Annotated in this window: 22 protein-coding genes; 15 read left to right on the plus strand and 7 right to left on the minus strand. The window is 42.8% G+C overall.

Going from position 1 to position 25309, the window contains the following annotated elements:
• The first annotated feature begins 160 nt into the window (after positions 1–160).
• Genes MHI58_RS03360 through MHI58_RS03375 form a run of 4 tightly spaced genes read left to right on the plus strand, consistent with a single transcriptional unit; the run spans position 161 to position 4145 of the window.
• Entirely contained in the window at positions 161–1525 is a 1365-nt protein-coding gene (locus tag MHI58_RS03360; protein WP_368004369.1) for an aspartate aminotransferase family protein, read from the plus strand.
• A 12-nt stretch (positions 1526–1537) separates the two neighbouring features.
• A complete protein-coding gene (locus tag MHI58_RS03365) occupies positions 1538–2224 on the plus strand; it encodes a CoA transferase subunit A (RefSeq protein ID WP_008344277.1) in 687 nt (228 codons plus the stop codon).
• Complete coding sequence (locus MHI58_RS03370; protein ID WP_081114587.1) at positions 2200–2865, plus strand: 3-oxoacid CoA-transferase subunit B; 666 nt, start codon at positions 2200–2202, stop codon at positions 2863–2865. The genes MHI58_RS03365 and MHI58_RS03370 overlap by 25 nt, the downstream gene beginning before the upstream one ends.
• Before the next feature lie 14 nt (positions 2866–2879).
• Positions 2880–4145 (plus strand): peptidase, encoded by a 1266-nt coding sequence (locus MHI58_RS03375; RefSeq protein WP_368004370.1) that lies wholly within the window; start codon positions 2880–2882, stop codon positions 4143–4145.
• 194 nt (positions 4146–4339) lie between these two features.
• On the opposite strand, the gene MHI58_RS03380 is transcribed toward MHI58_RS03375, so the two are convergent.
• Positions 4340–4561, minus strand: a complete 222-nt coding sequence (locus MHI58_RS03380; RefSeq protein WP_008344274.1) for a DUF2892 domain-containing protein — start codon at positions 4559–4561, stop codon at positions 4340–4342.
• Between the two features lie 125 nt (positions 4562–4686).
• Between MHI58_RS03380 and MHI58_RS03385 the strand changes: the two genes are divergently transcribed.
• Positions 4687–6429 (plus strand): adenine deaminase C-terminal domain-containing protein, encoded by a 1743-nt coding sequence (locus MHI58_RS03385; RefSeq protein WP_007496880.1) that lies wholly within the window; start codon positions 4687–4689, stop codon positions 6427–6429.
• A gap of 532 nt (positions 6430–6961) precedes the next feature.
• Positions 6962–7276: a YerC/YecD family TrpR-related protein gene (locus MHI58_RS03390; protein ID WP_007496879.1), complete on the plus strand. Its 315-nt coding sequence runs from the start codon at positions 6962–6964 to the stop codon at positions 7274–7276.
• Between the two features lie 80 nt (positions 7277–7356).
• Here the strand turns inward: MHI58_RS03390 and MHI58_RS03395 are convergent, their stop codons facing one another.
• The gene (locus tag MHI58_RS03395) at positions 7357–7872 is read right to left on the minus strand and encodes a DUF3916 domain-containing protein (RefSeq protein WP_035391438.1); all 516 of its coding nucleotides are present in this window, start codon (positions 7870–7872) and stop codon (positions 7357–7359) included.
• A gap of 93 nt (positions 7873–7965) precedes the next feature.
• On the minus strand, positions 7966–9546 hold the full coding sequence (locus tag MHI58_RS03400; RefSeq protein ID WP_081114584.1) for an FMN-binding glutamate synthase family protein: 1581 nt from the start codon (positions 9544–9546) through the stop codon (positions 7966–7968).
• A 147-nt stretch (positions 9547–9693) separates the two neighbouring features.
• Between MHI58_RS03400 and MHI58_RS03405 the strand changes: the two genes are divergently transcribed.
• Entirely contained in the window at positions 9694–9924 is a 231-nt protein-coding gene (locus MHI58_RS03405; protein ID WP_019743748.1) for a hypothetical protein, read from the plus strand.
• 1 nt (position 9925) lies between these two features.
• Here MHI58_RS03405 and MHI58_RS03410 read toward each other — a convergent pair whose 3' ends face one another.
• Positions 9926–10327, minus strand: coding sequence for a DUF2283 domain-containing protein (locus MHI58_RS03410; protein ID WP_234833540.1), 402 nt, complete (start codon positions 10325–10327; stop codon positions 9926–9928).
• A gap of 273 nt (positions 10328–10600) precedes the next feature.
• Here MHI58_RS03410 and MHI58_RS03415 point away from each other — a divergent pair, with 273 nt between their 5' ends.
• From MHI58_RS03415 to MHI58_RS03435, 5 genes are all read left to right on the plus strand, one after another.
• Positions 10601–11293, plus strand: a complete 693-nt coding sequence (locus MHI58_RS03415) for a heptaprenylglyceryl phosphate synthase (protein WP_046344937.1) — start codon at positions 10601–10603, stop codon at positions 11291–11293.
• Between the two features lie 57 nt (positions 11294–11350).
• Positions 11351–13573 carry a DNA helicase PcrA gene (gene pcrA / locus MHI58_RS03420; protein WP_138278189.1) on the plus strand — a complete coding sequence of 741 codons (2223 nt, stop codon included), beginning with the start codon at positions 11351–11353 and terminating at the stop codon, positions 13571–13573.
• 44 nt (positions 13574–13617) lie between these two features.
• Positions 13618–15624 carry an NAD-dependent DNA ligase LigA gene (gene ligA / locus MHI58_RS03425; protein ID WP_330547069.1) on the plus strand — a complete coding sequence of 669 codons (2007 nt, stop codon included), beginning with the start codon at positions 13618–13620 and terminating at the stop codon, positions 15622–15624.
• A 42-nt stretch (positions 15625–15666) separates the two neighbouring features.
• On the plus strand, positions 15667–16827 hold the full coding sequence (locus MHI58_RS03430) for a CamS family sex pheromone protein (protein ID WP_223255677.1): 1161 nt from the start codon (positions 15667–15669) through the stop codon (positions 16825–16827).
• A gap of 359 nt (positions 16828–17186) precedes the next feature.
• The gene (locus MHI58_RS03435) at positions 17187–18194 is read left to right on the plus strand and encodes a phosphotransferase enzyme family protein (protein WP_368004371.1); all 1008 of its coding nucleotides are present in this window, start codon (positions 17187–17189) and stop codon (positions 18192–18194) included.
• Positions 18195–18238: 44 nt separating this feature from the next.
• Here the strand turns inward: MHI58_RS03435 and MHI58_RS03440 are convergent, their stop codons facing one another.
• Both MHI58_RS03440 and putP read right to left on the minus strand, forming a co-directional pair.
• The gene (locus MHI58_RS03440; RefSeq protein ID WP_169476135.1) at positions 18239–18937 is read right to left on the minus strand and encodes an MgtC/SapB family protein; all 699 of its coding nucleotides are present in this window, start codon (positions 18935–18937) and stop codon (positions 18239–18241) included.
• Positions 18938–19099: 162 nt separating this feature from the next.
• Positions 19100–20581, minus strand: a complete 1482-nt coding sequence (gene putP / locus MHI58_RS03445; protein ID WP_039168534.1) for a sodium/proline symporter PutP — start codon at positions 20579–20581, stop codon at positions 19100–19102.
• A 410-nt stretch (positions 20582–20991) separates the two neighbouring features.
• Here putP and gatC point away from each other — a divergent pair, with 410 nt between their 5' ends.
• Genes gatC through gatB form a run of 3 tightly spaced genes read left to right on the plus strand, consistent with a single transcriptional unit; the run spans position 20992 to position 24198 of the window.
• Positions 20992–21282, plus strand: a complete 291-nt coding sequence (gene gatC / locus MHI58_RS03450; RefSeq protein WP_003213898.1) for an Asp-tRNA(Asn)/Glu-tRNA(Gln) amidotransferase subunit GatC — start codon at positions 20992–20994, stop codon at positions 21280–21282.
• 14 nt (positions 21283–21296) lie between these two features.
• Entirely contained in the window at positions 21297–22754 is a 1458-nt protein-coding gene (gene gatA / locus MHI58_RS03455) for an Asp-tRNA(Asn)/Glu-tRNA(Gln) amidotransferase subunit GatA (RefSeq protein ID WP_007496857.1), read from the plus strand.
• A gap of 13 nt (positions 22755–22767) precedes the next feature.
• Positions 22768–24198, plus strand: a complete 1431-nt coding sequence (gene gatB / locus MHI58_RS03460; protein WP_007496855.1) for an Asp-tRNA(Asn)/Glu-tRNA(Gln) amidotransferase subunit GatB — start codon at positions 22768–22770, stop codon at positions 24196–24198.
• Between the two features lie 183 nt (positions 24199–24381).
• Here the strand turns inward: gatB and MHI58_RS03465 are convergent, their stop codons facing one another.
• Complete coding sequence (locus MHI58_RS03465; RefSeq protein ID WP_368004372.1) at positions 24382–25227, minus strand: TetR/AcrR family transcriptional regulator; 846 nt, start codon at positions 25225–25227, stop codon at positions 24382–24384.
• Positions 25228–25309 lie beyond the last annotated feature (82 nt).

The following is a 25309-nucleotide window of genomic DNA, read 5'->3' on the forward strand; positions in this document are numbered from 1 at the left end:
ACACCATGTATAAAAAACACGCGTGAAATTCGGGCATATGGCGAATGGAGGATGACTGCCCTCTTGATTAAGCTAATCTTATACCAAGTATACAAAATTTTCTTGCGATTCATGTGAAAAGAAAAGTGCAGCTGCTGACAAGAGAGGGAGGAATGACAAAGTGGAGACCCGGGATTACTTAATCAAACCGATGTTAAATCAGCAATATCCTGTGGCTGTGAGAGGAGAGGGGATTTATTTATATGATCGGGACGGAAAAAAATATATAGATGGCTCATCAGGGGCAGTCACGGCAAGTATTGGACATGGTATACAAGAGATTATTGATGCGATGACGGAGCAAGCGAAAAAGGTGAGCTTTACGTACAGATCACAATTTACGAATGAACCAGCGGAAGAACTAGCGTATGAATTGAGTACACTTTGCCCAGGTGATCTGAACTGGTCTTTTTTTGTAGGGAGCGGTTCAGAGGCAACGGAGACCGCTATGAAAATGGCGATACAGCATTGGCAGGAGCAGGGGAAGACGGAAAAAAATCATATCATCTCAAGATGGATGAGTTACCACGGTATTACATTAGGGGCGCTGTCAATGTCAGGTCATATTGCAAGGAGAGAGCGTTTTGAACCACTGCTTGAAAAGCACCCAGTGCTGTCTCCGCCCTATAGCTACCGGTCATGGCTGCCAAAGGAAGACAGCAAGCAGGTCGAGTGGTATGTCCAGGAATTTAAGACCGTCATCCAGCGTATAGGAAAAGAGAGGATCGCCGCATTGATTGCTGAACCAATTGTTGGCGCAGCGGGAGCGGCGCTCCTGCCGCCAGACGGATATTTCGAAGCGATGAAGCGAGTCTGTGAAGAAAACGACATTTTAATGATCGCAGATGAAGTCATGACGGGCTTTGGACGAACTGGAAAAATGTTTGCAATGGAACATTGGGGTACGGTACCAGATATCATGGTTCTTGGAAAGGGAATGAGCGCAGGTTATTCTCCAATCGCAGCAGTTGTCTCAACGGATCGTGTGATGGCACCAATTATCAGCGGCTCCGGCTCTGTCATGGCAGGACACACATATAGTGCCAATCCGCTTTCAGCAGCCGTTTCATTAGCGGTCATTCGATATATGAAAAAGCATCAGCTTCCCGACCGGGCTGAACTTTCCGGGCGATACATGATGAATGCTTTAAAAGATCTGCAAGTAGCCCATTCCATCATAGGGGATGTAAGAGGGAAGGGATTGCTTATTGGCATTGAGTTTGTCGCAGATCGTTTATCCAAAACGCCATTTCCAGCACATGCCCAGATAACCAATCTCGTTGTTGAAACGGCAAAACAAAATGGACTGCTGGTGTATCCAGCAAGCGCTGGAGAGGATGGAGTCGGAGGCGCAGCGGTTATGATCGCACCGCCGCTTTCCATCACACAGCAGGAAATGGATGAACTCATTGATTTATTCGGGCAAACCATCACACAAGTCGAACAAGAAGTGATCAATCGAGGGTTTTTCCCATCTGCTATGTAAGGAGGAACGAACATGAACAAAACTGTGGGTTTGGATGAAGTGATGACGCGATTAAAAGATGGCATGACCATCATGTTTGGCGGATTTGGCGGCGTGGGTTCACCACCATCGTTGATTGATGCCATTTTGGAAGCAAATATTCAAGATCTGACATTGATCGGAAATGATGCAGGTTTCCCGCAAATTGGTGTGGGCAGGCTCATCACAGAAGGAAGAGTGAAAAAAATCATCGCCTCTCATATCGGCTCAAATCCCATTGCCGGACAGAAAATGCAGGCTGGTACATTAGACGTTCATTTTTATCCGCAGGGCATTCTTGCAGAAAAAATCAGAGCAGGCGGAATGGGGCTGGCGGGCATTGTGACAGATGTTGGGATGGATAGCCTGAATCTCGATGAGAAACAATTGGTTGAGCTGAATGGGAAGAATTATATGTTAGAGCCTGCGCTCACAGCGGATATTGCCATCGTCAATGCCTACAAAGCAGATGAAGTGGGAAACCTCATTTTTGATAAAAGCGCACGGAATACAAACCCGATTGTGGCGATGGCAGGAGACTGGACCATTGCGGAGGCAGAAGAAATTGTGGCAGCGGGGCAGCTCGATCCAGAAGAAATCGTGACGCCAGGCGTATTTGTGAATCAAATCGTGCAATCAAAAGGAGTGAACTGGACATGGGCATGGGAGACATCGATTTAAGACACCGCATTGCCAAAAGAGCAGCACAAGAAATTGAAGATGGCATGATTGTGAATCTTGGGATCGGCATTCCGACCCTAGCAGCAGATTACATTCCATCACATTACGAGGTGTGGCTGCATGCAGAAAACGGCATTATGGGGGCAGGAGCCTCGCCTCTGCAAGGGGAAGAAGATCCGAATTTGTGCAATGCCGGTGGTTTTCCCATTACGTTGACAAAGGGCGGCTCGTACATGGACAGTACGACTGCTTTTGGCATCATCCGAAAAGGCATGCTGGATATGACGATTTTGGGTGCACTTGAAGTAAGCAGCCAAGGGGATCTTGCCAATTGGATTGTACCGGGGAAAAGAGTACCAGGTATGGGCGGAGCGATTGAGCTGGCGCAAAAAGCGAAAAAAGTGGTGGTGGTGATGAGCCATCTTGATAAACACGGTCGATCTAAAGTGAAAACGGTTTGTACATTGCCATTAACCGCTAAAGCGTGTGTCGATTTGATTATTACGGATATGGCGGTCATTGAGGTCAAGTCTCAGCTGCTCATTTTACGTGAAGTCATGCCGCCATTTCAGCCGGAAGATGTCATAAGGGCGACTGAAGCGTCATTAATTTTAGCGCCTGATGTCAAATCTGTTGTGTAGAAAGGATGAACGACTTGCAGCCAATGACACGTATCAGAAACTGGATGAAAGAGCATCAGGATGAGGCCATTACGCTTCTTCAACAAATGGTGCAATGTGACAGCACCCAAGGGGATGAAGAAGAGGTTCAGCAGATCGTGGCCAATAAACTGTCCGCCGTTGGTTTTGATGTAGACGTTTGGGAAATTGGCGGCGATGAATTACTAGAGCATCCTTATTTTTATTCCCCGCGCCGATCTTTTCAAGGGAGTCCCAACGTTGCAGGGCGATTGAAAGGAAAAGGTGGGGGCAAATCGATTTTATTAAACGGGCACGTAGATGTGGTTCCAGCAGGAGATAAGAATCAATGGACATATCCGCCTTACAGCGGGCATATCATAAACGGGAGACTTTATGGACGCGGGGCAACAGATATGAAAGGTGGAAACGTTTCTTCACTCTTTGCGCTTGAGGCACTGCATGCGCTTCAGATTCCCCTTAAAGGAGATGTGGTGTTTCATAGTGTCGTCGAAGAGGAAAGCGGCGGAGCAGGCACACTTGCAGCAATATTGAAAGGGTACACAGCGGATGCTGCCATCATTCCGGAGCCAAGTCATATGAACATTTTTCCGATTCAGCAAGGGTCAAAGTGGTTCAGGTTGCATATTAAAGGAAGGGCAGCTCATGGCGGAACAAGGTATCACGGTGTTTCTGCTATTGAAAAGAGCACGGTGGTCCTTTCTCATATAGCGGCACTAGAAAAAGAAAGAAATCAGCGAGTGACGGAGACGCTGTTTCAGCATATCCCGATTCCAATTCCAATCAACATTGGGAAAATTCAAGGCGGTGATTGGCCGTCCTCTGTCGCAGATCTTGTCACAATGGAAGGCAGGCTTGGTGTGATGCCAGGTGAGACAGTTGAGCAGGCAGAGAAGGAATTAGAAAATTGGATGACTGGACTCGCTGAAAAGGATGATTGGTTTCAAGAACATCCTGTGGAGGTGGAGTGGTTTGGTGCTAGGTGGCTTCCAGGGTCAATCGACTCTGATCACCCGCTTTTAGGTCTATTGAAGGAACAATATGAAGAGGTCATGCAGCACCCGCCAAAGGTAGAAGCCGCCCCTTGGGGGACAGACGGCGGATTACTGTCACAAGCAGCGGATATCCCAATCATTGTGTTTGGACCTGGAACGACAGAGCTTGCCCATTTCCCGAATGAATCTATTGAGATCAAACATGTCATTGAAGCAGCAGAAATCATTGCTGGTACGTTGGTCAAATGGTGCGAAGTAGCGGAGTGATTCACACACAAAAAAGGAGGCTGTCTACTCAGCCTTCTCCAGCGTGCAGATAAACCCTCGCATTCGCCTGCTGGTCTGTGCGCCGTTGCTCGCCCTTCCTAGACTTCAAAGGTTTTCATGTCACGCTGAAAGGAAGACAAAGAGCTAAAATAAAATTCATTTTAGCTCTTTGTCAACAATCTGAAGAAGGCTGTCTACTCAGCCTTCTCTTTATGTGTATTCTGCTGTTCACACATATAGGTCACTGGACAAAAACGAAGAATACCAGAGCCCAATTTTAATCCGCCGAGCATGATGCCAAAAAGCAGCATTTTACTCCATGGTTTTCGAGCATATAAGGATCCAGCTACAGTACATATCGTCATTCCGCAGGCAATTCTCATGAGCGCTTCCATTAAGCCAAGATTAGGTTTCATTGCAAGTGATTCTCCTTTTTTAAATTATTTTAAGTGTGATTTCAAGAAATTGTAACGTTTCATTAATGCGTAACGTGGTTCGTTATGTTACGATAGGGCTAATACAAATGAAGGAGAGTATGTGAATGTCCGAACGTACTTTTAATTGGAGAAACAATGACATCCGCACACAAATCGATGTAGTCGACTCAAAAATAGTTCCAACACTCCTTTTAACGAATGGACTCGTGCTAAACCCGTTTTTGAAGCAATGGGTGAAGGCAAATATTTGGATACATGATGATCGAATTGTTTATGTCGGAGCAGAGCTTCCTCAAAATAAATCAGCTAAACGTGTGATTGATTGTGAAGGTAAATACATTGTGCCGGGGTATATTGAACCTCACGCGCATCCGTTCCATATTTATAATCCCCAATCACTTGCAGAATATGTGTCTCAATTTGGCACAACAACGATGGTCAGCGATAACTTATTTCTTCTTTTGCAAAGCAATGAAAAGAAAGCGCTTTCCACTCTATGCGAATTAAAAAAGCAGCCATTTCAGTATTTCTGGTGGTCCAGATACGATCTTCAAACCGAGGTCAGGTATGAAGATGAGATGCTTCCTATTAACTATCGGAAAGAATGGATTGATCATCCCGACGTCCTACAAGGCGGCGAATTAACGAGCTGGCCAAGATTAATGGACGGTGATGATCTCATTTTATATTGCATGCAAGAAACGAAGAAGCAGAGAAAACGAATTGAAGGGCATTTCCCTGGGGCTTCTGAGAAAACGCTAACAAAAATGAAGCTGTTTGGAGCGGACAGTGATCATGAAGCAATGAATGCAGACGATGTGCTCAAACGCTTGTCTCTTGGCTATCATGTGTCGTTGCGTCATTCTTCCATCCGCCCAGATTTAGTGAACATTTTAAGAGAGTTGCATGAGCGTGACTTTAGGCACTACGATCACTTTTTCTATACAACAGATGGATCAGCGCCTCACTTTTATGAAGAAGGCATGATCAATCGTCTCATTTCCATTGCCCTTGAAGAAGGCGTGCCTACTATTGATGCGTACAATATGGCGACTTTTAACATTGCGAAATACTATCAAATTGATGACTTATTAGGGGTGGTCGGTCCTGGCCGATTGGCTTCTTTGAATATTTTAGATGATCCGATGAATCCAAATCCAGAAACGGTGATTTCTAAAGGGGTAATCCTGAAATTAGAGGGGGAGAACCAGCATCAATTCCAAGAGACAAAATGGGAAAATGGCGGGCTTGAACCATTAGATTTAAGCTATGACCTGACAATGAGTGACTTGCAATTCTCAATGCCGCTTGGTGTCAAAATGCGAAATGCTGTTATTATGGAGCCTTATACAGTGGAGATTGATAACTCTGTCAACCAGCTGTCCTGTGACCATGATCAAAGCTTCTTCAGTCTGATTGATCGAAAAGGCGAGTGGCGCGTGAACACAATGTTAAAAGGATTTGCAAACAAGGTGCAAGGATTTGTCAGCTCATTTTCAACCACTGGTGACATTTTAGTGATTGGGAAAAATAAAGATGATATGATGCTTGCTCATAAGCGAATGAAAGAAATTGGTGGGGGAATTGTGCTCGCAGAAAACGGAAAGATTTTGCATGAAATCCCGTTGCAATTATCAGGCTGTGCATCAGCTGAATCGTTTGAAACGGTTCTTCAGCAGGAGCAAACGTTACGCGAGCTACTCATTGAGCGCGGGTATCCATTTGACTGCCCAATTGATACACTTGTCTTTTTCCAAAGCACACACTTGCCGTATATTCGAGTGACACCAAGAGGAATATTTGATGTCATGAAAAAAACTGTACTCTTTCCGTCTATAATGCGTTAAAATATAACAGAGTGGAGCTGTATCATATTTGCTAGATTTCTGACTGCTGTTATAGGGCAGAAGCGAGCAAGAGATCTCTTCGCTGCTAGATATGGTGACAAAGCATAGGGCTTTGACATGACGAATGAAGTGCCCAATTGTAAAATGAATCTGTCGGTTACGCTGGCCGACCAACATATTTTGAATAATTAAGCAAGGCGGGGCGCAGGTTTGTCGTCCTCGCCAAGCTTTCTACACATACTGTTTTTTAGGGAAAGACTTAACAGAGCAGAAGTGTTCTAGATATCGGAGGCAAACAAGTTTGTCAGATTGTCGCACAAGGAATATGACAAAACTTGTCGAATTTGTTTACGATAAAGAAGCTTCGGCTTACGAAAGAACCTGATGGCATTTTCAGCGTAGAACCAAACCTGTCATGATTCGTTCAAAGCTCATTGCTGAGGTTGAAAAAAATGAGTCAGGAAAGATACCGCTTTCTCGGAAAAGTCAGTGCGGAGCGGTGTGCCAATAGTAAAGGAGAAGATGTATAAAGATGCAAATTGATAAATTAAGGGGCAAAAGCTTAGATCAGCTATTCAACTCCATCTTATCCCTTAAAGACCTGGAAGAATGTTATCGATTTTTTGATGATTTGTGCACCATCAATGAAATCCAATCTTTATCACAGCGTCTTGAAGTAGCGCGTATGCTTCGCGAGGGAAATACGTATCATAAAATTGAGACGGAAACAGGTGCAAGTACAGCCACTATCTCACGTGTCAAACGCTGCTTGAACTACGGAAATGATGCCTATACGATGGCACTTGACCGCGTAGCAGAGCAACAAGCAACGGACGAAACAAAATAAAGCAGCTTTCACTGCAAACATTCTTTATGATTTGTCGTTTTGAAGTTGAACAAGTAAGAGCCATTTCATTTGAAATGGCTCTATTTGATGTCATCAAGTTCCCCCATAAACCATCGTTCACCTTCATAGGACACTTCATCGTCATCAGTGATTACTTCCTTAAAACCGATAGTTCGCATATTTTGCGGAACAGATAAATCCCAATCTTTTTGAATATTTCTCTGATCAGAAAGGGGAAGCCATGTCTGATACTCATCTTGTCTGTTGAAGAAATCTTTCACATAAGAATCCCCTTTAAACACAATGATTTGTGAATGCCATAATCCAGGCAGATCGACTGCGACCACGACACGATATATGTCCCCGTCGTTTGGTTTCAAATCAATGAGATGCTCAGCTCTATTCAATAGAGTTTGAATGCATAGACGTTTGATCTTTTTCGGTGTTCTGTTGGAAGTCATAAAATCATAAGCCGCTGGTAGAGGCAGGTGCCAGTAGTCAGAAACATTCTCCGGAAACGACTGCGTATTTGCGTTCATTTCTTTTATGATCTGTTGAGTCTTTCGTTTCATACCGCGGACCTTTTTTTCACGCATACTCTTTCTCCTTATCAAAGATCTATTAAGTTCTTTATACGTGATTGAGCAAGAATGTCAACGAAAAAAGGTGCGGAAACGCACCTTTTTAAGCTAGACAGACTGCTCTGTGCCTGAGAACATAGGGACTTCACTTGTCTGACCGTTTTCTTGTCTAAAAATAATATGTTTTTCGTTAAAATGAATAGGTGATTCAATTCCAGCTGCTGCGCATAAATTAAACAAACCTTCTCTAAGGGACAGGATATAATTGCAGACGCGGTATTTCTTTTCTTCAATGGATAAACCTTTTTGCAGCTTTGGATCTGTCGTGGCAACCCCAACTGGGCATTTATTCGTGTGGCATACTTGCGCCCGAATACAGCCAACCGAGAACATCAATCCTCGTGCGATATTCACAAAATCCGCTCCCATGGAAAGGGCAATGGCGATTTTATCAGGGGAGAGAAGTTTACCAGACGCAAACAGCTTGAGTTGATCTCGAACCCCATATTTCTTCAAAATTTGATGGACCATCGGTAGTGCGGTGAAAATGGGCAGGCCTGCGGAATCAGCCAGTTCATGAAAGGAAGCACCTGTGCCACCTTCTCCGCCATCCACTGTAATGAAATCAGGATGTTTTCCACTTTTTTTCATATAGAGAGCAAGCTCCTCGATATCTTCTTTATGTCCAACAACTAGCTTGATTCCAACTGGTTTTCCGCCGATGTTTCGCAGTTGTTCAATAAAATCAAGCATGTCAGGAATGGAGTGAAACATCTCGAACCGGTTCGGACTGTCAATGGATTGGTGCGGCGGCAGTTTGCGGATTTGGGCAATTTCTTCTGTGACTTTTTCACCGTCAATGTGTCCCCCGCGTGTTTTCGCTCCTTGTGCTAGCTTAAGTTCAAAGGCTTTTACTTCATCATGCTCACTTTTTTTCTTAAACTCTTCAAATGAAAATGCGCCATCCTCTGTTCGAACCCCAAATAAACCAGGCCCAATCTGGCAAATGATATCGGCGCCCCCTTTGAGATGGTAAGGCGAAAGCCCGCCTTCACCTGTGTTCATCCATGTGCCGCCAGCCATTTTTAAGCCGGAGGATAGAGCCGTAATCGCCCGGTCGCCTAAGGAGCCGTAGCTCATGGCTGATTGACCAATCAATCCCTTGACGCGGAAGGGTTTTTGGCATGTATGTTCACCAATGATTTGTACATCTTCTTCATGGAGATAATAAGGTTTTGCTTCAACTTCTTTCGTATGTTCACTTCTTCTAAGTAAATTATCTTGATCAATTTGATACACTTTTGTTTGAATGTTTTCTGATTGGTCGATGCGCAATTCATCTCGCTGCTTTGGAAAGAGGACGTTTCGAATGTAATAACCTGGCTTGTCAAAATCACGTTTTGAACCAAATCCCATTGTCCGGCTGTTGTATTTTCCAGACATGACGGCCTGCTCGTATTCTCTTCTTGAAAAAGGAAGTTCCTCTCGATCATTGAGAAAGAGATATTGGCGAAGCTCAGGTCCTATTTTTTCAAAAATGAACCGCAATTTTCCAATGACCGGATAATTCCGCAGGACAGAGTGTTCTTCTTGTTTTTCATCTCTCATCCAAATCCATAGTAATAGCACGACAGGTACGATCAAACAAATCACAATAAGTGCGCCTATGACAATGAAAGTCGTTGTCATCCATATCCCCTCTTTTCTCTTTCATTGTTGTTGTTATTCCACTTTTCGGTCAAAGAGAAACCACATGGCAAGAACAACATACTGTGACGTTTAGAAATGAAAAGGCAGGGTAACTTAAAAATAAGATCAAAAGGGGAGGGAACAAACATGAATAAGCGTCCAAATACGTATGTACTTGCTGGATTAGGAGTTGGAGGTGCTGTGTTATTAGCGGTTAAAAATAAACAGCATCTGAAGAAATGGATCAGCATGTTCCGATCAGATGAAAAGGTTCCTGAAAAAGCTGGTCACCCTGATCCGTTAGATATTCAAGACAACAAGATGGTCGATGAAGGGGCCATGACATCCGTCCATTATTTTAATGAAGTGAGACAATAGTTTAGAAAAACCGTTTTGACCATTCAAAACGGTTTTTTCTTGTCTTTTTTTTGATGTGATATCGAAGAGGATCGACAATCGTAAAACCGATCAACCCTTCGTGATCAGGCGTCGAGAAAAGAAATTCAATGCCCGATAAATGATAGGTTGAGAGAACTTCCTGATCCGTAAAACGTAACGAAAGCTCGTCCTCATAAACGGGTGTGTGCTTCAACACCTTGGCTTCTTCTGCAAATAACTCCAGCCCAGCCACTCGGCCCTCTTTGTCGATGTCTACGTTCACACATTCATTTACGTCTAATTCAATGGTTTCTTTGATTGTCCCGATTCGAGGCGGGATGAGATAGATGTATCCGATGTCGATCGTTTGATCATATGTGATGGTTCTTTTCAAATCATTCACCTGCTTGGTCGATAGTAAAATGTTCCTTTCATGTATAATATCATGTGATGAGATGAAGTAGCTCTCATTTCAGTTCAGCATCCATCTATTGATCTCCCTCGGCTCCTCTTGAAGTGGAGCTTTTCATATAGTCTCCATTCACCTCGCCTAAAGTGAAAATCGACTATTTTCAAAAGAATGAAACTTTTAGCTGAAGGAGGTTACCCATTTTTTGCGGTGTCTGATTTTGTTATAATATTTAAATGGAATGAAACGAATGGAGGAACGTTTTTCATGTATGATGTTACCGAGTGGAAGCATGTCTTTAAACTCGATCCAAATAAAGAGATTTCCGATGAACAACTTGAAGCGATTTGTGAATCCGGTACGGATGCCATTTTGATTGGCGGCAGTGACAACGTGACAGAAGACAACGTGCTGCAACTGATGTCAAAGGTGCGCCGCTTTCTTGTGCCATGTGTCCTTGAAATCTCGACACATGAGATGATTGTGCCTGGCTTTGACCTGTATTTTATCCCCACTGTGTTAAACAGCGCTCATCCTGATTGGATTGTTGGTCTGCATAAGGATGCGATGAAGGAATACGGTGATTTGATGTCAATGGAAGAGATTGTGCCGGAAGGATATGTCATCTTAAACGAAGAGTGTAAAGCGGCTAAGCTGACAGAGGCCAATACGTCACTGGATATAGATGACGTAAGGGCATATGCGAGAGTGGCAGAGCACTTGATGAAACTGCCCATCTTTTACTTAGAATACAGCGGGACGCTTGGAGACATAGAGCTTGTGAAAGAAACCAAAGCAGTGCTACATGAAACGGTTCTATTTTATGGCGGCGGTATTGAAAGCGAAGAGCAGGCGAAAGACTTTGCACAGCACGCAGACGTTGTCGTAGTGGGAAACGTCATTTATGACAATTTTAAAGAAGCGTTAAAGACAGTCGACGCAGTGAAAAAGTCATCATAGTCAAACAAGACGAAACGGGTTAAAATAGAACATAAGTTCGAATTGGCGGTGAATGAAATGAATGAAATATCGAATCATCTATTAGAAGGGCTGAATGACGCGCAGAAAGAAGCGGTCAAAGCAACAGACGGGCCGCTGCTACTGATGGCAGGAGCAGGTAGTGGAAAAACACGAGTGCTCACGCATCGAATTGCGTATTTAATGGCAGAAAAGCATGTGGCACCGTGGAATATTTTAGCGATTACCTTTACAAATAAAGCAGCAAGAGAAATGCGTGAGCGTGTACAAGCCATTTTAGGGCCTGGTGCGGATGACATTTGGATTTCTACGTTCCACAGCATGTGTGTGCGCATTTTACGACGCGATATTGACCGTATTGGTGTGAATCGCAACTTTTCTATATTAGACACATCTGACCAGCTTTCAGTCATTAAAAACATTTTAAAAGAACGAAATATCGATCCTAAAAAGTTTGATCCACGTAGCATTTTAGGTTCAATCAGTAGTGCAAAAAACGAACTCATTGACGCAGAGGAATACGCAAAAACAGCCGGTGACTTTTACGATCAAGTCGTCAGCGACGTCTACACAGATTATCAAAAACGATTACTCAAAAACCAATCACTCGATTTTGATGATCTTATTATGATGACGATTCGTCTGTTTGAGCGGATCCCTGAAGTATTAGAACACTATCAGCGAAAATTCCAATACATTCATGTCGATGAGTATCAGGATACAAACAGAGCGCAGTACATGCTTGTGAAATTGCTCGCTCAGCGTTTTCAAAATATATGTGTGGTCGGTGACTCGGATCAGTCTATCTATCGCTGGCGTGGAGCGGATATTACAAACATTCTTTCCTTTGAAAAAGATTATCCGTCCAGTGAAGTGATTTTGCTTGAGCAAAATTACAGATCAACTAAACGTATTCTGAATGCCGCAAACACGGTCATTCAAAACAATTCAAACCGTAAGCCAAAAAACCTTTGGACAGAAAATGACGAAGGAGCGAAGATTGCCTATTACCGCGCAGATAATGAATTCGGTGAAGGTCAATTTGTCGCTGGAAAGATTCGTCAGCTCCATCAGAGCGGCAAGCGTAAATTATCTGATTTTGCGATCCTCTATCGAACGAACGCTCAGTCACGTGTCATAGAGGAAACGTTAATGAAGGCAAACATTCAATACAACATCGTCGGCGGCACGAAGTTCTATGACAGAAAAGAGATCAAGGACATTTTGGCTTACTTACGCCTTGTGTCAAATCCAGATGACGACATTAGTTTTGCGCGCATTGTCAACGTACCAAAGCGTGGAATTGGGGCGACTTCTGTTGATAAAATTGCCGCATACGCAGAAATGAATGATCTCTCTATGTTTGAAGCACTTGGTCAGGTGGATTTCATTGGACTCAGTGCAAGAGCAGCCAATGCACTTGATGAGTTCAAACAGCTCATTGACCAAATGACAAACATGCAGGATTATTTATCTGTCACTGAATTAACGGAAGAGATCCTAGAGAAAACAGGTTACCGTGAAGCGCTGAAGATTGAAAAAACGATTGAAGCACAAAGCCGTTTAGAAAATATTGACGAGTTTCTATCGGTCACTAAAAACTTTGAAGAACAAAATGAAGATAAATCACTTGTCACCTTCCTGACAGACCTCGCCCTCGTCGCAGACATTGATAAGCTGGATGAGGCTGAGGAAGAAGATCAGGATGCGGTCATTTTAATGACCCTCCACGCAGCAAAAGGACTTGAATTCCCTGTTGTGTTCTTAATGGGAATGGAAGAAGGCGTCTTCCCGCACAGCCGTTCACTAATGGAAGATGCCGAGATGGAAGAAGAGCGCCGTCTTGCTTATGTAGGGATCACACGGGCCGAAGAAGAGCTTTATTTATCAAGTGCGAAGATGAGAACGTTATTCGGCCGGACGAACATGAATATGGAATCACGATTTATCAGAGAAATACCAGCTGATTTATTGGACAACCTAAATGAGAAAAAAGAAACGAAAACACCGTTTGGCCAAACGAGAGAAAGACCGCAAAGACGAGGGCCTGTCTCACGTCCCCAAACGCAAACCATTCAAAACACAGGCGGCGGCAGCATTGGCTGGGCTGTCGGTGATAAAGCCGCTCATAAAAAATGGGGCGTTGGCACGGTTGTGAGTGTAAAAGGTAGTGGAGATAGTACAGAGCTTGATATTGCCTTCCCAAGCCCTACAGGCATTAAGCGTCTCCTTGCCGCATTTGCGCCAATCGAAAAGCAATAAACTGATAGGACTGACAAAACGGATGAAGTGAAAGGAAGAAGCAGATGGATAAAGAAGCAGTGAAACGCCGGATCGAGGAACTACACCAGATTTTGAATCAATACAACTACGAATATCACACACTGGATCGTCCAAGTGTTCCTGACGCTGAATATGATGCGCGGATGCGTGAGCTGATTTCTCTGGAGGAAGAATACCCTGATTTAAAAGCAGCGGATTCACCCTCGCAAAGAGTAGGAGGAGCTGTTTTAGACGCCTTCCAAAAAGTACGTCATGGTACTCCGATGCTCAGTCTCGGCAATGCGTTTCATGAACAGGACCTTCTTGATTTTGACCGCCGGGTTCGTCAAGCAGTCGGTGACGACGTCGCTTACAATGTCGAGCTGAAAATTGACGGACTCGCTGTTTCTCTCCGTTATGAAAATGGTGTGTTTGTCCGGGGTGCCACGCGGGGTGATGGGACAACAGGTGAGGATATTACCGAGAACCTCAAAACCATTCGTTCCATCCCGCTCAAAATCAATCGGCCTCTGTCGATTGAAGTGAGAGGCGAGGCATTTATGCCAAAACCTTCTTTTGAAGCCCTTAACGAAAAAAGATTACAAAACGAAGAAGAGCCGTTTGCGAACCCGCGTAATGCGGCTGCTGGCTCACTTCGTCAGCTCGATACGAAAATTGCAGCGAAACGAAACCTTGATATCTTCGTCTACAGTATAGCGGAGCTTGATGAAATTGGTGTTGAAACGCAAAGCGCAGGACTTGATCTTCTCGATGAGCTTGGCTTTAAAACGAACAAAGAAAGACGGATGTGCCAAACCATTGAAGAAGTGATCGACCTCATTGAAACACTGAAAACAAAGCGTGCTGATTTCTCATACGAAATCGATGGCATTGTCATTAAAGTCAATTCATTGGCTCAGCAAGAAGAACTAGGCTTCACAGCAAAAAGTCCACGCTGGGCTGTTGCGTACAAATTTCCGGCCGAAGAAGTCGTGACGAAGCTGATTGATATTGAACTAAGTGTGGGGCGTACTGGCGTCATCACCCCAACAGCGATTCTTGAGCCTGTAAAAGTGGCAGGGACGACAGTGCAGCGTGCTTCTCTTCATAATGAAGATTTAATCAAAGAGAAGGATATCCGCCTTTTTGATCAAGTGATTGTCAAAAAAGCGGGCGATATTATCCCAGAGGTTGCAGGGGTCCTTGTTGATCAGCGAACAGGAGAAGAAAAGCCGTTTCACATGCCGACTGAATGTCCAGAGTGTCAAAGTGAGCTGGTCAGAATTGAAGGAGAAGTGGCGCTTCGGTGCATCAATCCACAATGCCCCGCTCAAATACGTGAAGGACTCATTCACTTTGTGTCTCGTAATGCGATGAATATTGATGGGCTAGGCGAGCGAGTTATTACACAACTTTTCAAAGAACAGCTTGTCTCTCGTGTATCAGACCTTTACCGTTTAACAAAAGAAGAGTTGATTCAGCTAGAACGAATGGGCGAAAAGTCAGTCGATAATTTACTGCGTTCGATCGAGCAATCGAAAGAAAACTCTCTTGAACGTTTATTATTTGGACTTGGTATTCGATTTATTGGTTCTAAAGCAGCGAAGACGTTGGCCATGCACTTTGAGGATATCGATCAGTTAAAACAAGCAACGAAAGAACAATTACTTGAAGTAGATGAAATTGGTGAAAAAATGGCCGATGCAGTCGTCACGTACTTTGAGAAAGAAGAAATACTAGATCTGCTAAATGAACTAAAAGAACTTGGGGTCAATATGACCTACACTGGGCCAAAACCGGTGAAAGTAGAAGAAAGTGATTCCTACTTTGCAGGAAAAACGATTGTGCTGACGGGGAAATTAGAAGAAATGTCTCGTAATGATGCAAAGGCAGCGATCGAAGCATTAGGTGGCAAGTTAGCAGGTAGCGTAAGTAAAAAAACAGACTTAGTCATTGCCGGCGAAGCAGCTGGAAGTAAGCTGACAAAGGCAGAAGAACTCAATATTGAAATTTGGGACGAAGCCAAAATGCTCGAGGAGCTAAAGAAATAAGAGGAGTGTTTTCTATTGAAAAAGTTGCTATTGCTGCTGACAATGCTCACACTGGTATTGTCAGCGTGTGCACCTTTTGGGGGAAAGGATGAGGAAGAGGTCACACAAAAAACGGATGAAACGAAAGAAACAGCGATCATCCCAATGTACAACATCTCTGATTCCTATTACAAAATGGTGCTGCCGTTTAAACAAGGAGCGGCAAGAGGACTAACAGCAGAGCGTCTCAATACACGCTTAGACATTGATGAATTTGAAACAGGACTCATGCGCCTGGCAACAGAATCATTCAATACAAACGACTATCTGTTCCAAGAAGGACAGCATTTAGATGAAGATACTGTTCTCAGCTGGCTTGCCCGTAAAAAAACAGGCAGTGATCTGAAAAAAGCTGAAAAAGAAGACAAAGACTTTAAGAACTTAGGCTTAAACCCTGCTCTTCCAAACTCAGGTTCAACAAAGTCAAAAAATGAAAATAGTCCAATCTACTTAGCTTCCATGCTAGAACATAATTACTTAATCAGAAAAGATAAAAATAGCTTACAGCTTGGCGGGGTTGTCATCGGTCTTGCGCTTAACTCTGTCTATTATTATCGCGAAAATATCGGGGATCCTCAGCAAGAGGTGACCATCGATTCATCGAAGAATTCAAAGAAACTTTTAGCAGAGGGCGAAAAAATTGCGGAACAAGTCATTAAACGACTTCGTCAAATGGACGGACTGCAAAAAGTCCCAGTCATGATTGCCCTTTATAAACAAGCACCAAAATCATCTATTGTTCCAGGAAACTTCATCGCTAAAACCGATGTAAAAGCAGGATCAGCTGATATTGGTAGTTGGGATACGATTAAAGAAGAGAATGTCTTCTTCCCTTCAGATAATGCCAAGAGCAGCTACAAAGATGATTCAGAGCGATTTGACCGCTTCAAGACAAAGGTAGAAGACTACTTCCCGAATTACACAGGTGTGGTAGGCAAAGGTTTCTATAAAAACGGGAACTTGCAAAAAATGAAAGTAGAAATTCCAATGCAATTCTACGGAAAAACAGAAGTCGTGGCATTCACGCAATACTTAACAGGTGAAGTCATGGATTACTATAAGAGCACCAATATAGAAATCAACATCACCTCTTCTGATCAGCAAGAAGCCCTCATCACAAAAAATGCTGAAGACAAAGAACCAACGGTCCATATATATGACTAAATAAAAACCGCCTTTTGGCGGTTTTTAGCGTGTAGACAAACCCTCGCATTCTTTGTCAGTCCTGCGTGCTGGTGCTCACGAATGTGAATTCGCTCCGCGCCAATACTCGTCCTTCCTAGACTGCAAAGGTTTTCTATCACGCTGAAAAGAAGACAAAGGGCTAAAATCAAGTTCATTTTAGCCCTTTGTCAACAATCTGAAAACCGCCTTTTGGCGGTTTTTTATTTATAATTAGAGGAATTTTTCAACTTTTGTCAAAGTATGTGAAGAAACCAAAAGGAAAGGCAGGTATGTTGATGCTCGTATAAATGCTGATTACCGTCATGTATAAGTAAAAAGACGATAAAAGGAGAATCAGCATGCATAAAGAAGTAAAAGCACGATACGATGAACAAATGGTCTTAAAGAAAGCGGCTCTACTCTATCATTTTCAGCCAGAACAGGTCACATTTCTAGCCGATGCAGAAAATTATGTGTATGAATATACGGATGAAAAAGGGTCAAGTTATATATTGAAAATTACCCATACCATTCGCCGCTCCCGCACTTATATTCTAGGAGAAATGGACTGGATTCGGTATTTATCTCAACATGGAATCTCAGTAGCTAAACCGGTTTTATCCGCAAGAGGAAAAGATGTTGAAGCGATTCCCGATCAAGCAGGAGGCGCTTTTTTGCTGAGAGTGTACGAAAAGGCGCCTGGCAGAAAAGTGACCGACGCAGATTGGAATGGACAGTTGTTTCAAGCGTTAGGAGCCTATACTGGGCGTATGCATCAAACGACTAAACAATATCAAGTGAAAGATCCTCGCTATAAGCGTCAAGAGTGGTATGAGGAGGAGCAATTAAAGCTTGAAACGTATATTCCTTCTGATCAAACGGTTGTGTGGCAGAGAAAAGATGAACTGATGCAAAAGCTTCACCAGCTCCGAATATCCAAGGATGTCTATGGACTGGTGCATGCGGATTTACATCACGGGAACTTCCATTATCATCAGGGAGAAATCATTGCATTTGATTTTGATGATTGTGGGTATCACTGGTTTATCAATGATATAAGCATTTTGCTATACAACGTTCTTTGGTATCCGGTGATTCCGTATGAGGATAAAGCTGAATTTACGGGTGAATTTATGAGCCATTTTCTCAAAGGCTATCGACAGGAGAATGAGCTTGATGACGCATGGCTGGCGACAATACCAGATTTCCTTATGCTGCGTCATATGCTTATTTATGGGCTTTTACATCAAGCATTTGATCTCCGAACACTAAGTGCTGACGAAAGTGCCATGCTGGCGCGTTTTCGAAAGGAGATTGAGGACAAAACCCCAATTACGCCTTTTGACTTTCATCAGCTAACAACATAAATAGAAAGCCCCTTGCTGTTTCACATAGCAAGGGGCTTTTTATCCTACACCGTATCACACTTCACACCAACAACGCCTTCTAAATCTTTAATATCAAAGTACACATCGGTTGTATAGCGGTCTTTATGTACGCGAACACGTACTTCCATGATCGGATAGTCTTTTTCCTTTAAATCATCAATACGTACAGAATGAATACGAATATTGAGTGCTTTCATTTCTTTTAAAATCTCTGTCATGCGGTTTCGATCAGAAAGTGACATTCTGATGCGGATTTCTTTTTCCTGTAAGCGAATGGGTCCAATCCGCTGGAACAGCCAAGGTAAAAATTCCACACTGACAAGAATAAAGAAAAGACTAAGGAAGGCTTCTTTATAAAAACCTGCACCTGTTGCAACCCCAAGTCCTGCTGCTCCCCAAATCATCGCAGATGTCGTAAGTCCTGAGATGACGTCATTGCTTTTGCGAAGAATCACACCTGCTCCAATAAAACCAACACCAGATATAATTTGCGCCGGTAACCTGAGTGGGTCCATTTGAAGCTTAGAGACTCGAGGGAAATTGTAGGCTGCATCAATGCTGATGATGGTTAATACGCAGGAGCTGACAGCAATGACAATACACGTTTTCAGCCCAAGCGGCTTTTTCTTAAGTTCGCGTTCAAGACCGATGATCAAACCGATTAAGGTGGCAACGGCTAATTTTAAGACCGTATCCCATTCAATTGTCCAAAACATGCGTATCGCTCCTTTCACTTCATGTACGTTTCACATCATGTATATGATCTTCTCACAGCCCATATGGCTGCACAACTTCTATTTTATTCAGAAACGGGAGAAAGAAAAGCATTTTATTTAAAAATAAAGAGAGTCATCCGCATAATGCAGATGACTCCTCATGTCTAGTTATTTTGTTTCTTCTTCGAGATGGTCTTCCATTTTGCTAAACAGCTTTTTAGAAGCTTTAGACGGTTTATTTGTTAAGAGGCTGACAATAATAGCAGTCAAACCACTTAAAATAAATCCAGGAACCATTTCGTACAATCCAGTCGTGTTGTTTAAGCCTGTTGAAATCCAAACGAGAACGACAACAGCCCCAACAATCATTCCGGCTAAAGCGCCATGATGATTCATTCGTTTCCAGTATAGACATAACAAGATGACTGGACCGAATGAAGATCCAAACCCAGCCCAAGCATAACCGACAAGGTCAAGAATAGTATCACTTGGGTTTAGAGAGAGACCAATGGCAACAATCGCTACGACTAGTACAGAGATACGTCCAATCATCACAAGTTCTTTGTCAGAGGCTTTTCTTCTAAAGAATGTACGGTATAAATCCTCTGTCATCGCACTTGCAGTGACAAGCAGCTGAGAAGAAATTGAACTCATAATTGCAGCTAAAATGGCAGAAAGTAAAAATCCAGTAATATATGGATGGAATAACACTTTAGAAAACACAATAAAGATGGTTTCTGGGTCTGCCAAAGTGGTGCTTGTTTCATGAACATACGCCACGCCGACTAAACCGACAGATAGTGAACCAATGACAGACACAATCATCCAGCTCATACCGATACGACGTGCTGGCTTTAAATCTTTTACAGTCGTAATCGCCATAAAGCGAACAATAATGTGCGGCTGTCCAAAGTAACCGAGTCCCCAAGCGAGGAAGGAAATAATGCCAATGACGCTCGTTCCTCTAAAAATATCAAGCAATTTAGGGTCAATCTGTTGAATATCATTGAATGTGGCAACAGGTCCACCTAATTGAGTAAAGGCAACGATCGGCACGAGCACTAATGCTAAAAACATAATAGCTCCTTGAACAAAATCAGTTAAACTAACTGCCAAAAAGCCGCCGAATAGTGTGTACAAAATCACGATACTAGAAGTTAAGATTAAACCAAACATATAATGAGCACCAAACGCTGATTCAAATAAGCGTCCGCCTGATACCATACCTGATGAGGTGTAAAGCGTAAAGAAAATCATAATGATGACAGCTGAGACAGCTTTCAATAAAGTAGATGAGTCTTTAAACCGTTTGTCAAAAAAGTCTGGAATGGTAATCGCATCATCAGCAACTTCTGTATACGATCTCAATCGTGGCGCTAGGAATAGATAGTTTAAGTAAGCCCCACTAATTAAACCAACAGCAAGCCATCCAGATGAAAGACCAGTTGTATACATAGCGCCTGGAAGCCCCATCAGCATCCACCCACTCATATCAGCTGCACCAGCAGATAGAGCCGTTACATAAGGACCTAACCCGCGTCCGCCTAACATATAATCATTCAAGTCATTTGTTTTTCTGAATGCATACCAGCCAATAGCAAGCATTCCAATAAAATAAATAGATAGAGAAATTACAATCTCAATACTCATGTTTCCATATCACCTTTTTCGTATTAATTTGACATCACCTCAATCAAAATATACAAAGAGCAGCCTATTGAACTGTCTGCTCACTGCTATGGTTACTTAACCTATCAGAGTATTCCCAAGTGATCAACCTTCTTAAACATCCTCATCAGACAAAAAAATACGTGTATGCGTGATAAGCGTCTATATGTAAGCGCTTACTAAATTAAATAAAAGAAAAAATTTTCTGAAAAATAAAAGTCACCTTGATGAATATTTTAGACAATGGCTGCACCACAATGACATATTAGTGGACAAAGCCTTTCTGGGCGACCTCGTAAAGTTGCTTTAGAACAGTAAAATTTGATATGATAAAGTGTATATGACTTATGATCATGACCACGAACACGTATCATTTTTGGAGGTGAACCTGCATGTCAAGAATTTCAATAGAAGAAGTAAAGCATGTTGCGCATTTGGCACGGCTTGCGATTACAGAAGAAGAAGCTGAGATGTTTACAGAACAGCTTGATAGCATCATTTCATTTGCAGAGCAGTTAAACGAGGTAGATACGGAAAACGTTGAACCAACAACACACGTATTAAAAATGAAAAACGTCATGAGAGAAGATGTTCCGAATAAAGGTCTTTCCATTGAGGCAGTCATCAAAAACGCGCCTGATCATAAAGACGGCTATATTCGTGTGCCATCAATTTTGGACTAAAGGAGGCCTGAGGCATGTCACTGTTTGACCACAAAATTTCTGAATTAAAAGAGCTTTTACATAAAAAGGAACTGTCTGTTTCTGATTTAGTGGACGAGTCTTATAAACGAATCCATGAAGTAGACGGGAAAGTACAAGCATTCCTAGCGCTGGACGAAGAGAAAGCACGTGCGTACGCAAAAGAATTGGACGAGGCCGTTGGTGAAAAGGACGAGCTTGGTCTATTGTTCGGTATGCCGATCGGTGTCAAAGATAACATCGTGACGAAAGATTTACGTACAACGGCATCAAGTAAAATCTTGCAAAACTTCGATCCTATTTACGATGCAACCGTTGTGAACCGCTTAAGAGAAGCGGAAGCTGTCACAATCGGTAAATTAAACATGGACGAATTTGCGATGGGATCTTCTACGGAGAACTCAGGCTTCAAAGCAACGAAGAACCCGTGGAATTTAAATACAGTTCCAGGTGGGTCAAGTGGTGGCTCAGCAGCATCTGTTGCAGCTGGAGAAGTACCATTCTCCCTTGGATCAGATACAGGCGGTTCTATTCGCCAGCCGGCATCATTCTGTGGTGTTGTTGGTCTTAAACCAACGTATGGCCGTGTATCTAGATACGGTTTAATCGCATTTGCTTCATCATTAGATCAAATTGGGCCGATTACGCGTAATGTTGAGGACAACGCATATGTTCTTCAAGCGATTTCTGGTGTTGATCAAATGGACGCAACGAGTGCAAATGTCGATGTCCCAGATTTTCTTTCTTCATTAACTGGCGACATCAAAGGCTTGAAAATCGCTGTGCCAAAAGAATATCTTGGTGAAGGTGTTGGCGAAGAAGCAAAAGAGTCTGTTCTTCAAGCGTTGAAAGTATTAGAAGGACTTGGTGCGACATGGGAAGAAGTGTCTCTTCCGCATTCTAAATATGCGCTTGCGACTTACTACTTGCTTTCATCTTCAGAAGCATCTGCAAACCTTGCGCGTTTTGACGGTATTCGCTATGGCTACCGTACAGACAATGCAGACAACCTGATTGATTTATATAAAAATACCCGTTCTGAAGGCTTTGGAGACGAAGTGAAACGCCGCATCATGCTTGGCACATTCGCTCTAAGCTCAGGCTATTACGATGCATACTATAAAAAAGCGCAAAAAGTCCGTACGCTGATCAAAAAAGACTTTGAAGATGTTTTCGAAAAGTATGATGTCATTGTAGGACCAACAACACCAACTCCGGCATTTAACATTGGTGAAAAGACAAGCGATCCACTCACAATGTATGCAAACGATATTTTAACGATCCCTGTTAACCTTGCAGGCGTTCCAGGAATCAGTGTGCCTTGTGGATTTGCAAATGGTCTTCCGCTAGGACTGCAAATCATCGGTAAACACTTTGATGAAGGAACGGTTTACCGCGTGGCTCACGCTTTCGAACAAGCAACAGATCATCATAAAGCAAAACCTGAACTGTAAGGGGTGAATCAGAATGAACTTTGAAACGGTAATTGGACTTGAAGTCCACGTAGAGCTCAAAACACAATCAAAAATTTTCTCAAGCTCACCGACGCCTTTTGGTGCGGCTGCCAATACGCAAACAAGTGTCATCGATCTTGGTTATCCTGGCGTACTGCCTGTGCTGAACAAAGAAGCGGTGAACTTTGCGATGAAAGCAGCAATGGCACTGAACTGTGAGATTGCAACTGATACAAAATTTGACCGTAAAAACTATTTCTATCCTGATAACCCAAAGGCGTATCAAATTTCTCAATTTGATAAACCGATCGGTGAAAACGGCTGGATTGAAATTGAAGTAGACGGCAAAACAAAACGAATTGGTATTACACGTCTTCATTTGGAAGAGGATGCAGGAAAACTGACGCACACAGGCGACGGTTATTCACTCGTCGATTTCAACCGTCAAGGAACACCACTTGTTGAAATCGTATCTGAGCCTGACATTCGTACGCCAGAAGAAGCGTATGCTTACTTAGAAAAATTAAAATCCATTATTCAATATACAGGCGTCTCTGACTGTAAGATGGAAGAAGGCTCACTGCGCTGTGATGCCAACATTTCTCTTCGTCCGATCGGCCGTGAAGAATTTGGAACGAAAACAGAGCTCAAGAACTTGAACTCATTCGCATTCGTCCAAAAAGGTCTTGAATTCGAAGAAAAACGCCAAGAGCAAGTATTGCTTTCTGGCGGCTTGATCGAACAAGAAACTCGCCGCTATGACGAAGCGTCTAAAAAGACGATCCTCATGCGTGTCAAAGAAGGTTCTGATGATTACCGCTACTTCCCAGAACCAGATTTGGTGGAGCTGTATATTGATGATGAGTGGAAAGAACGCGTAAGAGCATCGATTCCAGAGCTTCCAGACGAGCGCCGCAAACGCTACATTGATGAACTTGGACTTCCTGCATATGACGCAATGGTACTGACGCTGACAAAAGAAATGTCTGATTTCTTTGAAGCGACCATTTCAGAAGGTGCTGAAGCGAAGCAAGCATCAAACTGGCTCATGGGTGAAGTATCTGCCTACTTGAACTCGGCTCAAAAAGAGCTGGAAGATACGAAGCTAACGCCGCAAGGACTGGCTGGCATGATCAAGCTTATCGAAAAAGGAACGATTTCTTCTAAGATTGCCAAAAAGGTATTCAAAGAACTTATTGAAAATGGGGGCGACGCAGAAACAATCGTCAAAGAAAAAGGACTTGTCCAAATTTCTGACGAAGGTGCACTGCTCAAACTTGTCACAGAAGCTCTTGATAACAACCCGCAATCCATTGAAGACTTCAAAAATGGAAAAGACCGCGCAATTGGTTTCTTAGTCGGACAAATCATGAAAGCATCGAAGGGCCAAGCAAACCCGCCGATGGTCAACAAGATTCTTCTTGAAGAAATCAAAAAACGATAAATCGCAAAAACCGCCTCATGGAAGAGGCGGTTTTTTTTGTTGATGGATATGACAGGGTCTTATCACAGATTCAGACCACCGCCGTATATCAATTCATTGGTTCTTTTTTTATAATGAAGCATAAGCTTTAGCACATATTCGAAGGGGATAAAGGTGAACTAAAGTGAACATCGCCACGTATTGTCATTGGAGGAATAGCTTCAATTGTTCCACAGCTCTTTGGACAGCGGAGTCCTCACACGTTTCTAAATTTGTCAGCATCCCTTGAATGACCGGCTTGCGAGGCTCAGCTTTGGCCAATTCTTCTTCAATAACTTCAATGGATACAAGGGTATCATCCGAAAGCAGAAGCTCAGATTTTAACAATCGAAGCTCTTCTTGAAGAGTAGCGACATTTGGCGCTTCATCATCCCAAATGTTTTGCTTTAGAATCGGCTTCGCATGAGAACGGAGAAGCCCATGAACCAAATCATCAAATCGGTCGAGAATAAAGGATGAGAGCTCATCACATGATAATTGCATCTGATCTTGCAAAAGCAGTACCTGCACATAAGATTGGATAATTCCTTGAATCATGACTGACAGGTCAGTTATATATGGTTCGATCTCCTGTCCATACGTGGTCAAAATAGAAATTTGGATTTCATCATTCATCTGTTTTTTAACCGTTTTGGAATACTTTTTAATTTGCTGGTTTTCCGGAATAATGTTCTCGCTGAGGATCAAAATGATAAAATCCTTGTTCTCAGCAAAGTGCTGGAACTGTTCAGCGATTTGTTTCTGAAAGATATCTCTAGGCGCAAGATGTTGATTTTCTTTTCGAATCTTTTCAATACTTTGCATAGACGTGTCGATATAATATTCAAACGCTCTGTTGAAAAGCTGTTCTTTTGATTTGAAATGCAAATAAAATGCACCTTTAGAAATTCCGCATTCATCTGCAATTTCCTGAATGGTCGTAGAAGAAAAACCTTTTTTCGCAAACAACTGAATGCTTGCTTTAATGATCTTTTCTTTTTTTTCGTTCATGAAATAAGGCCCCTTCAGCTTTAGAATGTTACGTCAAACGCAAGTGAAATGGTTGACGGCATTGTATATCACCGTTTATTAT

Source organism: Bacillus sp. FSL K6-2869 (genome assembly GCF_040869405.1).
Lineage (GTDB): Bacteria > Bacillota > Bacilli > Bacillales > Bacillaceae > Bacillus > Bacillus altitudinis.

Excerpts from the sequence above, each read along its gene's own strand:
- MHI58_RS03365 (WP_008344277.1), top strand. The coding sequence starts at position 1,538 with ATGAACAAAACTGTGGGTTTGGATGAAGTGATGACGCGATTAAAAGAT.
- MHI58_RS03370 (WP_081114587.1), top strand. The coding sequence starts at position 2,200 with ATGGGCATGGGAGACATCGATTTAAGACACCGCATTGCCAAAAGAGCA.
- MHI58_RS03380 (WP_008344274.1), bottom strand. The coding sequence starts at position 4,561 with ATGAAACCTAATCTTGGCTTAATGGAAGCGCTCATGAGAATTGCCTGC.
- MHI58_RS03385 (WP_007496880.1), top strand. The coding sequence starts at position 4,687 with ATGTCCGAACGTACTTTTAATTGGAGAAACAATGACATCCGCACACAA.
- MHI58_RS03390 (WP_007496879.1), top strand. The coding sequence starts at position 6,962 with ATGCAAATTGATAAATTAAGGGGCAAAAGCTTAGATCAGCTATTCAAC.
- MHI58_RS03395 (WP_035391438.1), bottom strand. The coding sequence starts at position 7,872 with ATGCGTGAAAAAAAGGTCCGCGGTATGAAACGAAAGACTCAACAGATC.
- MHI58_RS03400 (WP_081114584.1), bottom strand. The coding sequence starts at position 9,546 with ATGACAACGACTTTCATTGTCATAGGCGCACTTATTGTGATTTGTTTG.
- MHI58_RS03405 (WP_019743748.1), top strand. The coding sequence starts at position 9,694 with ATGAATAAGCGTCCAAATACGTATGTACTTGCTGGATTAGGAGTTGGA.
- MHI58_RS03415 (WP_046344937.1), top strand. The coding sequence starts at position 10,601 with ATGTATGATGTTACCGAGTGGAAGCATGTCTTTAAACTCGATCCAAAT.
- pcrA (WP_138278189.1), top strand. The coding sequence starts at position 11,351 with ATGAATGAAATATCGAATCATCTATTAGAAGGGCTGAATGACGCGCAG.
- ligA (WP_330547069.1), top strand. The coding sequence starts at position 13,618 with ATGGATAAAGAAGCAGTGAAACGCCGGATCGAGGAACTACACCAGATT.
- MHI58_RS03430 (WP_223255677.1), top strand. The coding sequence starts at position 15,667 with ATGCTCACACTGGTATTGTCAGCGTGTGCACCTTTTGGGGGAAAGGAT.
- MHI58_RS03435 (WP_368004371.1), top strand. The coding sequence starts at position 17,187 with ATGCATAAAGAAGTAAAAGCACGATACGATGAACAAATGGTCTTAAAG.
- putP (WP_039168534.1), bottom strand. The coding sequence starts at position 20,581 with ATGAGTATTGAGATTGTAATTTCTCTATCTATTTATTTTATTGGAATG.
- gatC (WP_003213898.1), top strand. The coding sequence starts at position 20,992 with ATGTCAAGAATTTCAATAGAAGAAGTAAAGCATGTTGCGCATTTGGCA.
- gatA (WP_007496857.1), top strand. The coding sequence starts at position 21,297 with ATGTCACTGTTTGACCACAAAATTTCTGAATTAAAAGAGCTTTTACAT.
- gatB (WP_007496855.1), top strand. The coding sequence starts at position 22,768 with ATGAACTTTGAAACGGTAATTGGACTTGAAGTCCACGTAGAGCTCAAA.
- MHI58_RS03465 (WP_368004372.1), bottom strand. The coding sequence starts at position 25,227 with ATGAACGAAAAAAAAGAAAAGATCATTAAAGCAAGCATTCAGTTGTTT.